Raw genomic sequence first — 12,744 nt, forward strand, 5'->3', positions numbered from 1 at the left:
ATGAGCTTACACCATTTATTATTTGCTATTGCATTTTGTGTTGCTGTTTTTATTGCAAATGCTTATATTTATAGACAATTATTTAGAGTAATTTTCCCTAGATTTAAAGGCTTTTTTTTAGTAGTTTGCATAGTTTTATTTATATCTAATGTTGTGTTTTTGTTCTCTATGAGAGCTAATTTTTTGCCTGATTTTCTTTATACTACTTTATCAATTCTTTTGGGTTTTTCTTTCTTCTTCTTTTTAATCGCTTTAATTTATGATATTGTTAAATTTATAGCCTTTAAAAGCGTAAAAAATATAGACGCAAATAGAAGAAAAACTTTAAAATTAATTTGTGATTTAGGTGTTTTATTTGTTGCATTTGGGTGTTTTTTACAAGGTATATTTAAGGCAATTAAAATTCCACCTATTAAATATGTAGATTTAAATGCTAATTTAGGAATAAAAATCGCAATGATAAGTGATGTGCATTTAGGCAAGAATTTGCATAAAGATTTTTTAGAAAAATTAATCGCAAAAATCAATGAGCAAGAAGTTGATTATGTAGTAATTGTTGGGGATTTAATAGATACTAATATAGATGATATTGATTATTTGGATTTATTAAATACCTTTAACAAGCCTTGTTTTTATGTAACGGGCAATCACGAATACTACCACGACGCTACAAAAATCATAGCAAAATTAAAGCAAACTAATATAAAAGTATTAGAAAATGAAAGCATAGATTTAGGCAAAATAGTGCTTAGTGGCATAAATGATTTAAAGGGTGCAAAATATGGAATGCCAATGGATTTAGCCCCAATTTATAAAAATTTTAATGATACTAAATACAATATTTTATTAGCTCATCAACCTGTTGTAGCTAAGGAATTTGATTTGAGTAGATTTGATTTAGTTTTATCAGGACATACTCACGCAGGGCAGATTTTCCCATTTAGTATTTTTGTTTTAATGCAGCAAGGATTTTTGCACGGACTTTATGAAATCGGTAAAAAAACTAAATTATATGTTAGTAGTGGTGCTGGTTTTTGGGGTCCATCTATACGCTTTTTAGCACCTAGTGAAATAGTAATAATTAGACTTTAAGGAATATAATGAGAAAAACAATTTCAAGAATTTTTGGTAAATTAGTAAGCATAAAATATCCAAAATTTATGCAAAATTATATAAACAAAACTTATGTAAAGCATTTTAATATACCTTTAGATGAGTTTAAAGACTATAAAGAATACGATAGTTTATTAGCTCTTTTTACTAGAAGATTAATAAAGCCAAGAGAATTTGAAAGCGGCTTTATAAGTCCTTGTGATGGCACTATTTTAAGTTATGCAAAAAGCTCAAATTTAAAGGCGTTTAGTATAAAAGGTAAAGATTATGATATTAAAGAGCTTTTAGGTTTTACTCCTAAAAACGAGCTTGATTTTTTAAATATTTATCTTAGCCCAAGGGATTATCACAATTATCATAGTCCTTGTAATATGCAGGTTTTAAATCTAAAATATTTTTGTGCGGAGCTTTTTAGCGTTAATTTAAAAGCACTTAGTAAGCATGATAATTTGTATTCAAGAAATGAGCGTGTGGTTTTAACTTGCAAAAAAGATAGTGGAGATATTTTTTATATGGTTTTTGTAGGGGCTGTAAATGTTGGCAAGATGGAATTTGATTTTGATACAAGCGTGCAAACTAATATGAAAAATGCAAGTGATTATGAGAAAAACTATGATAATGTAAGCTTAAAAAAAGGCGAAATGCTAGGAAGATTTTTGATGGGTTCTACTATTTTAATCTTAGGCGATGATTTAAAACTTGAATGCCAAGTTGGTGCGATTAAATTCGGACAAAGAATAGCAAATGATTAAAAAGACTAATGCAGCAAGGTTTTTAGATACTTTAAAAATAGATTATGAATTATTAAGCTACGAAGTAGATGATGATTTATCAGCAATTAGCGTAGCAAAAAAGACAGGAATTGATATTAAATATATTTACAAAACCATAGTTTGCGAGGGTAAAAATGCCTTGTATGTTGCTTGTATTCAAGGGGATTTAGAAATAGATTTAAAATCTTTTGCAAAGGCAGTAGGAGAAAAATCCTTAAGCCTTTTAAAACTTGATAAATTAAAGGATAAAACAGGATATATTAGGGGCGGTTGTTCGCCTTTTGGTATGAAAAAAGATTATGTTAGATTTATTGACGAAAGAGCTTTAGAGCTTGAGTATTTTGTGCTTAGTGCTGGGCTTCGTGGTCTTCAGCTAAAAATAAATGCAAAATATATTCAAAAGCTTTTTAATATTGCTAGTATAAGCAATTCATCTATCATTTAATTCTCCTTTTTTATACATTGGTTGAAATTTATTAACAATAACATTAAGCATTCTGTATCTTATTTCCTTATCTTCTGGGCAATATTTATGTAAAGCATGTAAATAATTAACAGAACCTTTATATATACTCCTTATAAATAACTTACTTTCGTCTGTAAATAAAATAGCTTTTTTAAAGTATTCATTAATTTTTATTGTGTCTGTAGCATTACAAATATAATCAGGTAAAGGTATATTAGTAACATCTATTTTTGAAGTTCCATCGTAGTAATTGTTTTCACTATAATATTTAAATGCCGAAGTGCTTAAAAGATCTATCATGACATCTAAATATAGTGCGTAATTCAATTTTTTCTCTGCTTGATATGTATAGTATTTATTAAAAGCTATATTTAAAAGCTCATAAATTTCACTTGCTTTATCATAATCTTTTATATAATATTCATAAGCTCTATTTGATGTATAATTTGTATATAGCATAACCAAACCAAGCATATTAGATAGTCTATATTCTGTCATAATATCCACATCATAATAAATATTGCCATAAGGCACTCTTTTTATCATTTCATAGATTTCTTGATAATCATCGTAGCTTAGCTTGTCTAACATACTATAATCTTGTGTTTTATTAGTTAAGCCATACATGCGTTTATAATACAAAACCCACCACATAACATCTTCAATACTATCATCTGGCAAGAGCTTTTTACCTTCATCATAATAATTTTTAGCTATATTTAAAAAAGGTCTTACAATAAAGCTATCATATTTAAAAAATATATTTAATGTATTTGCAATATCAATAAATAAATATCCGGTTAAAAACTTCTCACTTGCTTCTGGGTTTTTACTATATTTTTGTGGATTAAATTCTAATAAATATAAACTCATAATTAAAATATATAAAAGTGGAATTATTATAAAAACAATAAATAAAGCTTTGTATAAAATCTTTTTAAAATTAAATTTAAAATTAATTATTTGATTTATATTCATATTTAACCTTGTAAAAATAAGGTTTATTATAGCAAACAAATATTTAGGAATTTGATTTAAAATTTTATTTAAGTATTTAATTTTTCTTTTTTTGAACTTCAAATTGACTTAAGTCAAAGTCAAAATTTTTAAACTTTTTTAGAATAGTGAGAAAAAAGGAGAAAAAATGTTTGATTTTAAATCTTGGAAAAAAGTTAGTTTAGCAAATGCTACGGTTGAGTTTTATGAAAATGATGAATATTTAGCGTTTGATAGTAGTCAGTGTATGCCACCTGAACCTATGATAAATGCTAGAGTTGGCTTAAATAATTTAAAGCCTAATCAAAAATTAATTATGCTAAATCATAAAAATCCTTTAGGCTTACTTCCTAGCGTGAAGCCATATTATGATATTCAAACTACACAAAAAGATGGACTTTTTTGGCTAGTATTTACTAAAATTAAAGAGCATAGCAATTTTGATGAAGCTTGTAAAGACCATCCATAAGGGCTAAGTTATGTTAAACGCATTCGCACCACCATTTAAAGTGGTGGCTATTTATTTTATATTTGCATTTTGCTATTTATTAGCTTTTATGTTTTTATTTTCTTATTCAAATTATGATTTTGAGAGTTATCAATTTAAAGCGTTTTTACATTGTTTTTTTGCTGGATTTGCTTTAAATATAATAATAGGTAGCCTTTATCAATTAAGCTCGGTAATTTATGAAAAAGCATTCTTTAGTATAAAAGGTGTATTTTTTGTGAGTTTTATTTGCAATATCTCTTTAGCCTTTATTATGTATTCGTTTTTAAATTATGATTTGGAATTACTAAAATATAGCGTATTTGCTATGATTTTAAGTGTTTTTTATTTTATTGTGCTGTTTTTAATATCATTTTTTGATTTTAATAATATTGCTAAAAGTGCTTTGTTTTGCGGGGTTGTTTTTTTAGCATTAGGTTTAGTTTGTGCTGGTTTAATTGTGCTTATTTTAAACGGGCTTATATATTTAGATTATGAACTAATTCTTCATCTTCATATATATTTTATGTTAGGTTTTATTTTATTTATTTGTATAGGTGCTGCTAGTGTATTATTGCCAATGTTTGCACTAACTCATAAGCATAAAAATTATTTATTATGGCTTAGTTTAGTGGCGTATTTTTTAGCATTTTTTCATAAAAGTATAGCGATTTTTTCCCTAGCTTGTTTTGTATTTTGGTGTTTATATATACTTAAAATACGAACAAGAAAGGCTAAAGATTATTGGAATTTAAATATTGTTTTTGCTTGTATTGGCTCGTTTTTAGCGATGAGAGAATTTTATGTTTTAGACTATGCTTTAGCTATTAAATTATTAATTTTTGCAACTATTTTACCTTTTATAATCGCACATATTTATAAGATTTTGCCATTTTTAATATGGTTTCATTTTATTTCAAAATTAATCGGAAAAATAAAAGTCCCTTTATTAGATGATATGGTGATTAAAAAAGCAGCTTTTTTTACTATGCTAATTAATATATGCTTAGTAATTTCTCTTTATTTTAGTTCATCAATTTATTTATATATAGCGTTAAATATAGGTCTTTTAATTAATGTAATCAATTTTTTTACTTATATAAATTACAAAGGAGCAAAGAATGAAAAAGCAAGTAATTAATGCAATTTCAAATGTAATTGACCCTGAAGTGGGTTTTGATATTTTAGCTTTAGGGCTTATTTATGATATACAAATTGATAATTCATATTGTAAAATCACTATGACCTTATCTACTAAGTCTTGTCCTATGCACGATTTACTGATAACTTGGGTAAAAGACTCTGTTTTAAGTGTAGATGGAATAGATAGTGTTGATATTGATTTAGTATTTGAGCCTGCTTGGAGTATAGAAATGGCTAGCGATGAGGTCAAAAGTGCTTTAAGTTTTTGATTTACTATGAGAGATTTTCTCATAGTAAATTCTAATTATAATTTGATTTTTAATAAAGAATTATTAGCCATTTCAGGCACTAAAAGTGTGTTTGTATAGTTATCATAAAACATATCAGCAGGTCCTTTAAGTGCTTTTAAATCTAGCTTTTCTAATTTATTTTGATTAAGTTTATAAATATAACCATTTAGCTCTTTACCCCAGCTAGATACTAAAATATCATCATTAATTTTAACAATTCCATCAAATTGCTCTAAATTATCACTTAGTTTTTCTATATTTTTACTAGCTAAATCAATTTGTAAAATAGCTCCGCCATCTTTTTCACTAGGGTCATACCCTACAACGTATAAAGAATTTTTATCAATCAATAAGCCATTAGGACCACCATAACTTTTGTCAATATTCATAAAAGTTTTATAGTTTTTATCTTTTAAATTGATTTCAAAAATCGTATAAGTGCCAGTATCACTTACTAAAAGAGTATTATTATCTAAGCTCTCAATTGCATTTAAAAATACCGAGCCTTTAATTTCTAGCTTAAATACTTCTTTTTTGCTTGTTATATCAAAGCCGTATAAAGTATCAATATCTACAACATAAAGTGTATTGTTAATAATCTTCATACCTTTTGGAGCATTTAAATTCTTTACAAATACATTGATTTTATCATTAGCTTTTGAGATTATATTTATATAACCATCTAAATCCTTGTTTAAAGGCTCAATTTTTTGACCTACATTTGAGACAAATACATAATCTTTATTTGCCACAACACTCTCAGGCGAAGCAAAAGCATTGATTTCTTTAACTTCCATTGCATTCATGCTAGCAAGTAATACTAAACTTAAAATATATTTTTTCATCTTTTCTCCTTAAATAATTTTTGAAAAATTATAAGGAAAAAAGAATTTTATTTCTAATAGTTTTAATGTAAAAAATATAAGTTTTTTGATTTTTGAAATTGTTTTGGGGTTTTATTATATCTTTTTTTATAGCGTGAAATAAACCAAGCAGGTGAGTTAAATCCTACTTCTAAACATATTTCTGTAATGTTTTTGTTTGAAAATTCTAATAAGAATTTTGCCTTTTCAAATTTTTTATTATCAAGCCATTCTTTAGGGCTAATTCCAAAGCTTTGTTTGAAGTTTTTGCTAAAAGTAGTTAAGGACATATTAGATATTTTTGCCATATCATTTACTCTTTGAAAATCTTGTTCGCAATATGAAAATATCTGATATAAAGATAGTTTAAAATTGGTGATTATGGTCTTTAAAAATGATAAAAAACTTTGATTATTCTTACTATAAAGTAGGGCTAAAAATAATTCTTCAAATTTTAATTTTAAAATATCTTCATTGGTTTTATAGCTAAAACAAGGCAAAAATGATGTAAAAATTGAGCTTAATAATTCATTAGAATTTAGCTTAAAAATATGATCATTGGTTGTAAAATTGCTATTTAAAAGGGCTTTATATTTATAAATTAGCTCTATTAAAATACTTTCTTTAAAACAAATTATAATTGAATTATAATAGTTATTTTCTACGCAGTCTTTTATCAGATATGAGCCTTTTGTAAAAAACAAAATCTCGTTTTTATTAATTGTAAAATCTTGCTTTTTAGTATGTATCATTTTATATCCATCGTTTATAAAAACAAGAGCATAATCATCAAATAATACTTCATAATAATCATCATTTTTTCTAGTTTCATATAAACAAAGATTAAGATAGTTAGAGCTTATAACATTTTTGCTGATTTTACTTAATTCATTAGGTAAATATATCATTTTTCGCCTTTAGTTTTAAAATTTATATATTTTACAAAAGAAAAATTTAATAAAAATTCTTTCGTATATACAAAATATAAATTTTAATTTACAAAAAGTAACACTTTTTCAAAAAAATTAATTTTATTTAATTTATTTTTCATAATTTTTATCATTTTTTGCATATTCTTTCTTAAATACAAAAAATAAAATTTAATTTTTTTGTATATACAAAATTAAGGAGAAATTATGGGAATTTTAAAAGGAACTTTACCAGCTTTATATACACCATATAAAGATGATGGAAGTATTAACGAAGTTGAGTTTTTAAAGATATGTGAATGGGGCATTGAAAAAGGACTTGATGGTTTATTTTGTAATGGTAGTGCGGGAGATTCTCAAGCAATGCCATACGATATGAAAGTAAAAATGCTAGAGCTTTCAATTAAAGCTGCAAATAATAAAGTGCCTGTTATTTGTGGGATAGGAAGTTGTATTTACCAAGAGAGCTTAGACCTTGCAAACGAAGCTTATATAAAAGGAGCTAATGCGCTTTTACTTATGATGCCATATTATTATAAGTTTAATGATGATACGCTTTATACTTATGTAAAAGACTTACAAGCAAAAGTAAAACTTCCACTTTATATTTACAATATCCCACTTTTTGCACCTGCAATGAGCTTAAATCTAATTGAAAAATTAAGCAAATTACCAAATATTGTAGGTATTAAAGATAGTAGTGGAGATGCTTTGTTGCTAAACCATATTTTAGATGTTGTGCCAAGTGATTTTGATGTATTTGTGGGTCGTGAAGAGCATTATTTTGGAGCTTTAATGATGGGTGCAAAAGGTTCAATGACAAGTGCAGGATGTGTTTTCCCTGACGTTATGAGTGCGATTTATAAAGCATATAATGAGAAAAATTATGAAAGAGCAATCAAGCTTCAAAAAGCCTTGCTACCAGCTATTAGATTTGGAATGAGCTTATCATTTCCTATGGGCTTTGCGCTTTTACTAAAAGCTCGTGGTTTTGCTTTTGCAAACAAAAGCATTCACCCACTAAGCGAAGAGACCTTAAAAGCACTTGATGAAAAATTCGAATATGCAAAAGAATTAGTTAAAAATATAGAGAGAATACTCTGAATAGAGGTTTAAAATGAAAATTAAGAAATTTTTAGAAAAGGTTCCAGGTGGCATGATGTTAGTTCCTATGTTATTAGGTGCTATTATACATACTTTTCTTCCTGATAAATTGGCTTATTTTGGACCTTTTACTAATGCCTTAGGAACAGGTGCAACAGTAATGCTTGCTGTTTGGTTTGTAGGTATTGGAGCAAGTATTAAACTTAAGGCTACTACAACAGTTTTAAAAAAATCTGGAGTATTGTTAGCAACTAAAATATTTGCCGCATTTATAGCGTGTATTATAGTTAAGCAGCTTGTTCCTAACGGTATGATAACTGAAGGCTTTTTTGTTGGTTTTAGCACATTAGCAGTAGTTGCTGCAATGGATATGACTAATGCTGGTCTTTATACGGCTTTAACAAAACAATACGGAACTACAGAAGAAGCTGGTGCTAGTTTATTGTTAATGATAGAAAGTGGTCCTTTATTTACTATGTTAATTTTGGGGGTTAGTGGTTTAGCATCTTTTCCTATACAAAACTTTATAGGATTAATGATTCCATTTGTATTAGGTTTTGTATTGGGTAATTTAGATGAAGATTTTAGAGAATTTTTAACTAAATTAAATGAGCCAATGATAATTTTTGTTGGTTTTGCACTTGGAAGTACTATAAACTTAAGCTCGATTCTTGATGCTGGATTATCTGGATTGGTTTTAGCATTTATTGTAATCATATACACAGGAATATTATTAATATTTGCAGATATTTTTATTGCAAAAGGCAATGGAACTGCAGGTATAGCAGCATCAAGTACTGCAGGAGCAGCTGCGGCTACTCCGATGTTAGTTGCTGATTTTTATCCAGATTTTAAACCATTAGTAGAACATGCAACGATTTTAGTTAGCACTTGCGTTGTAGTAACAGCTTTTGTTGTGCCAATAATTACTGCTTATTATTCTAAATGGGCAAAAAATAAATTTAAGGTTAAATTATGAAAAATAGATTTTTAAAAGTTAGTGAAATTGACAATGTTGCAACTGCAATAAGTGATTTAAATAAAGGCGAAGTTTTTAATGAAGTTACCTTATTAAATGATATTAAAAGCGGACATAAATTCGCTTTAACTGATATTAAAAAAGGTGATTTTATTATTAAATACGGCGAAGTAATAGGAGCAGCTAGTATTGATATAAAAAAAGGCGAGTGGGTTCATACAAGCAACACCGAAGGCGTTCGTGGTAGGGGAGATAGCTGTGATAGTTCAAAATTAGAAAATGCTTTAAGATTAAGCCAAGAGAGTGCAAATAAGAAAAATCTAAACGCACAAGATTCAAAACACGAAAAAGTAATTTTGAAAGGCTATAGAAGAGAAGATGGCAAGTTTGGCTTAAGAAATAAGGTCTTAATAATTCCTAGTGTTGTATGTGCTAATAAAGTCGTAGAAAACATTGCTAAAGCGTGTCCTGAAGCTGTATATGTAACTCATCAGCACGGATGTAGTCAGCTTGATTTTGATGCAGAACAAACAAGAATGCTAATGGCTGGAAATTGTGCAAATCCTAATGTATATGCAGCACTTGTAGTTGGACTTGGTTGTGAGACAATTAGCTCAAATTCCGTTAAAGAATTAGCAAAAAGTTTAGCTCCTTATAAAGATATAAGAGCAATTAGTATTCAAGAGCTAGGTGGTATTACAAATACAACAAATGAAGGCATAAAAATAGTTAAAGATATGCTTGAAAATGCTAGTAAATGTGAATTAAGTGAAGGCGATTTTAGCGATATTATCTTAGGAACTGAATGTGGTGGAAGTGATGCTTATAGTGGGCTTAGTGCAAATCCATCGCTAGGAAGTTTAAGTGATTATGTAGTAGAGAATGGTGGAGCTGTAATTTTAGCTGAAACAACCGAGCTAATAGGAGCTGAAAATATCTTAGCAAGGCGTGCAATTAATGCTGAAGTTGAGAAAAAAATATATGAAAAAATCTATGGCTTTGAAGAAAATGTAAAAAATAGTGGCTCAGATATTCGTGGTGCAAATCCAAGCCCAGGAAATATAGCAGGTGGGCTAACTACTATTGAAGAAAAAAGCCTTGGTTGTGTTTATAAAGCAGGGACGAGCAAAGTTGTAGATGTGATTGATTATGCAATGCCAGTTACTAAAAAAGGTCTTACATTTATGGATACTCCAGGAAATGATATAGAGCAGCTTAGTGCTATGGTTGCGGGTGGAGCTAATTTAGTTGTATTTACTACAGGTCGTGGAACTCCAACAGGAAGCCCTGTAACTCCAACGATTAAGCTAAGCACAAATAATTTTTGTGCGAAAAATATGGCTGATGTGATTGATTTAAACGCAGGCGAAATCGTAGATGGCAATAAGAGTAAAGAAGATATTAGAGATGAATTAATAGAGCTAATTGTAAAAATTAGTGAAGGCAAATTAACAAAAGCAGAAATCAATAAACAAAATGATTTTAGCGTTTGGAGACTAGCAACAACTTGCTAAGTCTTAAATAAAGGGGGATTTATGGAAAAAATAGTTAATAAAATGTATTTAAAGATAATGCCTTTAATACTTTTAATGTTTTGTTTAGCAATGCTAGATAGATCAAATATTGCTTATGTAAAAGATTATATAGAAATAGACGCTGGTATTAGCAAAGCTGCATATGCTTTAGGTGCGGGGATATTTTTTATAGGCTATGCGATATTTGAAATTCCATCAAATTTATTATTGCATAAATTAGGGGCAAAAATTTGGCTAAGTAGAATTATGATAACTTGGGGACTTGTATGTATGGCTATGATTTACATAAAAGATGAAACAAGTTTTTATATTCTAAGATTTTTATTAGGGCTTAGCGAAGCAGGATTTAGCCCAGGGGTTATTTTGTATCTTAGTTATTTTTTCCCTACTATTTATAGGTCAAAAGCTTATGGGTTTTATCAATTAGGAGCACCGCTTGCACTAATGCTTGGTGGCGTAATTACAGGGGCTATATTAGATTATGCACCTAGCATTTGGTTTAAAAATTGGCAATGGATGTTTATTATCCAAGGTGCTATTACTGTTATAGTTGGTTTTTATGCTTATTTTAAACTTGCAAGTAAACCTGAAGATGCTAAATGGTTAAGCGAAGAAGAAAAAGCAATTTTAATTGCTGAACTTGAAAAAGAACAAAATAATAAAGAAGAATTAAATTCTAGCAAAGCTTTATCATCAATTATTGTATGGAAATTCGTTTTAGTTTATTTTGCAATTCAGCTTAGTGTTTATGGGGTTTTATTTTATTTACCTACTCAAGTTTCACATTTTTTAGGGACAAATGTTGGATTAAAGGTTGGAATTATTAGTGCAATTCCTTGGGCTGTTGTATTAATCGCTCTACCTATTATTACAAGTTATGCTGATAAATTAAGAGCTTGGAGTTCTTTTAGCATTGCATTATTATTGTTAGCTGTTGTTAGTATGTTTTTATCTGTATTTATAAATTCTTTAGCTTTATTTATTTTATTCATATCTTTAGCAGCTGTTGGTTTTATAGCGATTCAGCCTATTTTTTGGAATTTACCAACTCAAATCTTAAAAGGCACAGGAGCAGCAGCAGGAATAGCATTGATTGGGGCTTTAGGCAATCTTGGTGGTTTTGTAGCACCTAATTTAAAAAATTATGCCGAAAGTCAATTTAATAGTTCTTATGCAGGTTTAATTGCTTTATGTTTGGTCGCATTCTTAGGAGTGCTTATGTTAATACATTTAAAAAAATCTTACACAAATATTAAATAAGGAGAAATTATGGATTTAGGATTAAAAGGAAAAGTTGTAGTTGTTACAGGTGGTGGAAAAGGTATTGGTGGTGGCATTAGTATTTGCTTAGCTAATGAAGGTGCAATTCCTGTTATCGTATCTCGCTCTAAGCTTGATAGTGATTTTGAAAGCAAAATTAAAGCACTTTGCCCAAATTACGGCTTTTATCAATTAGACTTATCAAAATGGCAAGAAATTAGTGCAGTTGTAGAGCAAATTGTGGCTAAATATGGCTCAATTTATGCACTTGTTAATAATGCAGGTATGAATGATAATCTTCATATTGAAAGTGCTACGACAGAAGAGCTTATTAAAAGTTATGAGAGCAATTTATTTCATTATTATGAAATGACAAAATGCTGCCTTCCATATATTAAAAAAGAGCAAGGAAGTATCTTAAATATCTCAAGTAAAACAGGTATCACAGGTCAAGGAAGAACAACAGCATACGCAAGTGCAAAGGGCGCTCAAATAGCTATGACAAGAGAGTGGGCTTGCGCTTTTGCACCTGATAATGTTAGAGTAAATTGTATTTGCCCTGCTGAAGTTTGGACCCCGCTTTATGAAAAATGGATTAAAAATTTCCCTGACCCTGAAAAACAATATCAAGAAATTGCAAAATTTATTCCACTAGGTCATCGCTTTACAACTTGCGAAGAGATAGCTGATACTGCAGTATTTACAATAAGCCCAAGAGCATCTCACACAACAGGGCAGATTTTAACTCCAGATGGTGGTTATATGCATCTTGATCGTGCATTAAACTGGGAAAATTAAGGAGAAAA

General features: G+C 28.6%; 14 protein-coding genes and 1 pseudogene. 12 read left to right on the forward strand and 3 right to left on the reverse strand.

Annotated features, from left to right (window positions below; translation table 11 throughout):
- The 3 genes from AVBRAN9331_RS03560 to AVBRAN9331_RS03570 are packed head-to-tail and all read left to right on the forward strand — an operon-like array spanning position 1 to position 2,331.
- Positions 1-1,092: a metallophosphoesterase gene (locus tag AVBRAN9331_RS03560; protein WP_336612411.1), complete on the forward strand. Its 1,092-nt coding sequence runs from the start codon at positions 1-3 to the stop codon at positions 1,090-1,092.
- Positions 1,093-1,100: 8 nt separating this feature from the next.
- Complete coding sequence (locus tag AVBRAN9331_RS03565; protein ID WP_336607042.1) at positions 1,101-1,865, forward strand: phosphatidylserine decarboxylase; 765 nt, start codon at positions 1,101-1,103, stop codon at positions 1,863-1,865.
- Positions 1,858-2,331 (forward strand): YbaK/EbsC family protein, encoded by a 474-nt coding sequence (locus tag AVBRAN9331_RS03570; RefSeq protein ID WP_214118975.1) that lies wholly within the window; start codon positions 1,858-1,860, stop codon positions 2,329-2,331. The genes AVBRAN9331_RS03565 and AVBRAN9331_RS03570 overlap by 8 nt, the downstream gene beginning before the upstream one ends.
- On the opposite strand, the gene AVBRAN9331_RS03575 is transcribed toward AVBRAN9331_RS03570, so the two are convergent.
- Complete coding sequence (locus tag AVBRAN9331_RS03575) at positions 2,317-3,330, reverse strand: hypothetical protein (RefSeq protein WP_336612412.1); 1,014 nt, start codon at positions 3,328-3,330, stop codon at positions 2,317-2,319. The genes AVBRAN9331_RS03570 and AVBRAN9331_RS03575 overlap by 15 nt on opposite strands.
- A gap of 166 nt (positions 3,331-3,496) precedes the next feature.
- Here AVBRAN9331_RS03575 and AVBRAN9331_RS03580 point away from each other — a divergent pair, with 166 nt between their 5' ends.
- Genes AVBRAN9331_RS03580 through AVBRAN9331_RS03590 form a run of 3 tightly spaced genes read left to right on the forward strand, consistent with a single transcriptional unit; the run spans position 3,497 to position 5,247 of the window.
- Entirely contained in the window at positions 3,497-3,817 is a 321-nt protein-coding gene (locus AVBRAN9331_RS03580; RefSeq protein ID WP_214118493.1) for a hypothetical protein, read from the forward strand.
- Positions 3,818-3,827: 10 nt separating this feature from the next.
- The gene (locus AVBRAN9331_RS03585) at positions 3,828-4,976 is read left to right on the forward strand and encodes a hypothetical protein (RefSeq protein ID WP_336607040.1); all 1,149 of its coding nucleotides are present in this window, start codon (positions 3,828-3,830) and stop codon (positions 4,974-4,976) included.
- Positions 4,957-5,247, forward strand: coding sequence for a metal-sulfur cluster assembly factor (locus tag AVBRAN9331_RS03590; RefSeq protein ID WP_214118489.1), 291 nt, complete (start codon positions 4,957-4,959; stop codon positions 5,245-5,247). Before AVBRAN9331_RS03585 ends, AVBRAN9331_RS03590 begins: the two co-directional genes overlap by 20 nt.
- Positions 5,248-5,282: 35 nt before the next feature.
- On the opposite strand, the gene AVBRAN9331_RS03595 is transcribed toward AVBRAN9331_RS03590, so the two are convergent.
- Positions 5,283-6,113 (reverse strand): ATP-binding protein, encoded by an 831-nt coding sequence (locus AVBRAN9331_RS03595; RefSeq protein ID WP_336612413.1) that lies wholly within the window; start codon positions 6,111-6,113, stop codon positions 5,283-5,285.
- A 62-nt stretch (positions 6,114-6,175) separates the two neighbouring features.
- Entirely contained in the window at positions 6,176-7,039 is an 864-nt protein-coding gene (locus AVBRAN9331_RS03600; protein ID WP_336612414.1) for an AraC family transcriptional regulator, read from the reverse strand.
- A 228-nt stretch (positions 7,040-7,267) separates the two neighbouring features.
- Between AVBRAN9331_RS03600 and AVBRAN9331_RS03605 the strand changes: the two genes are divergently transcribed.
- From AVBRAN9331_RS03605 to AVBRAN9331_RS03630, 6 genes and pseudogenes are all read left to right on the forward strand, one after another.
- Complete coding sequence (locus AVBRAN9331_RS03605) at positions 7,268-8,164, forward strand: dihydrodipicolinate synthase family protein (RefSeq protein ID WP_336612415.1); 897 nt, start codon at positions 7,268-7,270, stop codon at positions 8,162-8,164.
- A gap of 13 nt (positions 8,165-8,177) precedes the next feature.
- Entirely contained in the window at positions 8,178-9,143 is a 966-nt protein-coding gene (locus tag AVBRAN9331_RS03610) for a 2-keto-3-deoxygluconate permease (RefSeq protein WP_336612416.1), read from the forward strand.
- Positions 9,140-9,397, forward strand: a pseudogene (locus AVBRAN9331_RS03615) (UxaA family hydrolase); the annotation flags it as partial. The gene AVBRAN9331_RS03610 and the pseudogene AVBRAN9331_RS03615, both read left to right, overlap by 4 nt.
- Positions 9,398-9,496: 99 nt before the next feature.
- Positions 9,497-10,657 (forward strand): UxaA family hydrolase, encoded by a 1,161-nt coding sequence (locus tag AVBRAN9331_RS03620; RefSeq protein WP_336607079.1) that lies wholly within the window; start codon positions 9,497-9,499, stop codon positions 10,655-10,657.
- A gap of 21 nt (positions 10,658-10,678) precedes the next feature.
- Positions 10,679-11,938 carry an MFS transporter gene (locus tag AVBRAN9331_RS03625; RefSeq protein ID WP_267523673.1) on the forward strand — a complete coding sequence of 420 codons (1,260 nt, stop codon included), beginning with the start codon at positions 10,679-10,681 and terminating at the stop codon, positions 11,936-11,938.
- A 9-nt stretch (positions 11,939-11,947) separates the two neighbouring features.
- Entirely contained in the window at positions 11,948-12,736 is a 789-nt protein-coding gene (locus AVBRAN9331_RS03630) for an SDR family oxidoreductase (protein ID WP_336612417.1), read from the forward strand.
- The last annotated feature ends 8 nt before the right edge of the window (positions 12,737-12,744 follow it).

Source organism: Campylobacter sp. RM9331 (assembly GCF_020137685.1).
GTDB lineage: Bacteria > Campylobacterota > Campylobacteria > Campylobacterales > Campylobacteraceae > Campylobacter_E.

Bases quoted from the DNA above. Each gene is read 5' to 3' on its own strand.
- AVBRAN9331_RS03605 (WP_336612415.1), top strand. From the start codon at position 7,268: ATGGGAATTTTAAAAGGAACTTTACCAGCTTTATATACACCATATAAA.
- AVBRAN9331_RS03565 (WP_336607042.1), top strand. From the start codon at position 1,101: ATGAGAAAAACAATTTCAAGAATTTTTGGTAAATTAGTAAGCATAAAA.
- AVBRAN9331_RS03585 (WP_336607040.1), top strand. From the start codon at position 3,828: ATGTTAAACGCATTCGCACCACCATTTAAAGTGGTGGCTATTTATTTT.
- AVBRAN9331_RS03625 (WP_267523673.1), top strand. From the start codon at position 10,679: ATGGAAAAAATAGTTAATAAAATGTATTTAAAGATAATGCCTTTAATA.
- AVBRAN9331_RS03580 (WP_214118493.1), top strand. From the start codon at position 3,497: ATGTTTGATTTTAAATCTTGGAAAAAAGTTAGTTTAGCAAATGCTACG.
- AVBRAN9331_RS03590 (WP_214118489.1), top strand. From the start codon at position 4,957: ATGAAAAAGCAAGTAATTAATGCAATTTCAAATGTAATTGACCCTGAA.
- AVBRAN9331_RS03600 (WP_336612414.1), bottom strand. From the start codon at position 7,039: ATGATATATTTACCTAATGAATTAAGTAAAATCAGCAAAAATGTTATA.
- AVBRAN9331_RS03610 (WP_336612416.1), top strand. From the start codon at position 8,178: ATGAAAATTAAGAAATTTTTAGAAAAGGTTCCAGGTGGCATGATGTTA.
- AVBRAN9331_RS03630 (WP_336612417.1), top strand. From the start codon at position 11,948: ATGGATTTAGGATTAAAAGGAAAAGTTGTAGTTGTTACAGGTGGTGGA.
- AVBRAN9331_RS03575 (WP_336612412.1), bottom strand. From the start codon at position 3,330: ATGAATATAAATCAAATAATTAATTTTAAATTTAATTTTAAAAAGATT.
- AVBRAN9331_RS03570 (WP_214118975.1), top strand. From the start codon at position 1,858: ATGATTAAAAAGACTAATGCAGCAAGGTTTTTAGATACTTTAAAAATA.
- AVBRAN9331_RS03560 (WP_336612411.1), top strand. From the start codon at position 1: ATGAGCTTACACCATTTATTATTTGCTATTGCATTTTGTGTTGCTGTT.
- AVBRAN9331_RS03595 (WP_336612413.1), bottom strand. From the start codon at position 6,113: ATGAAAAAATATATTTTAAGTTTAGTATTACTTGCTAGCATGAATGCA.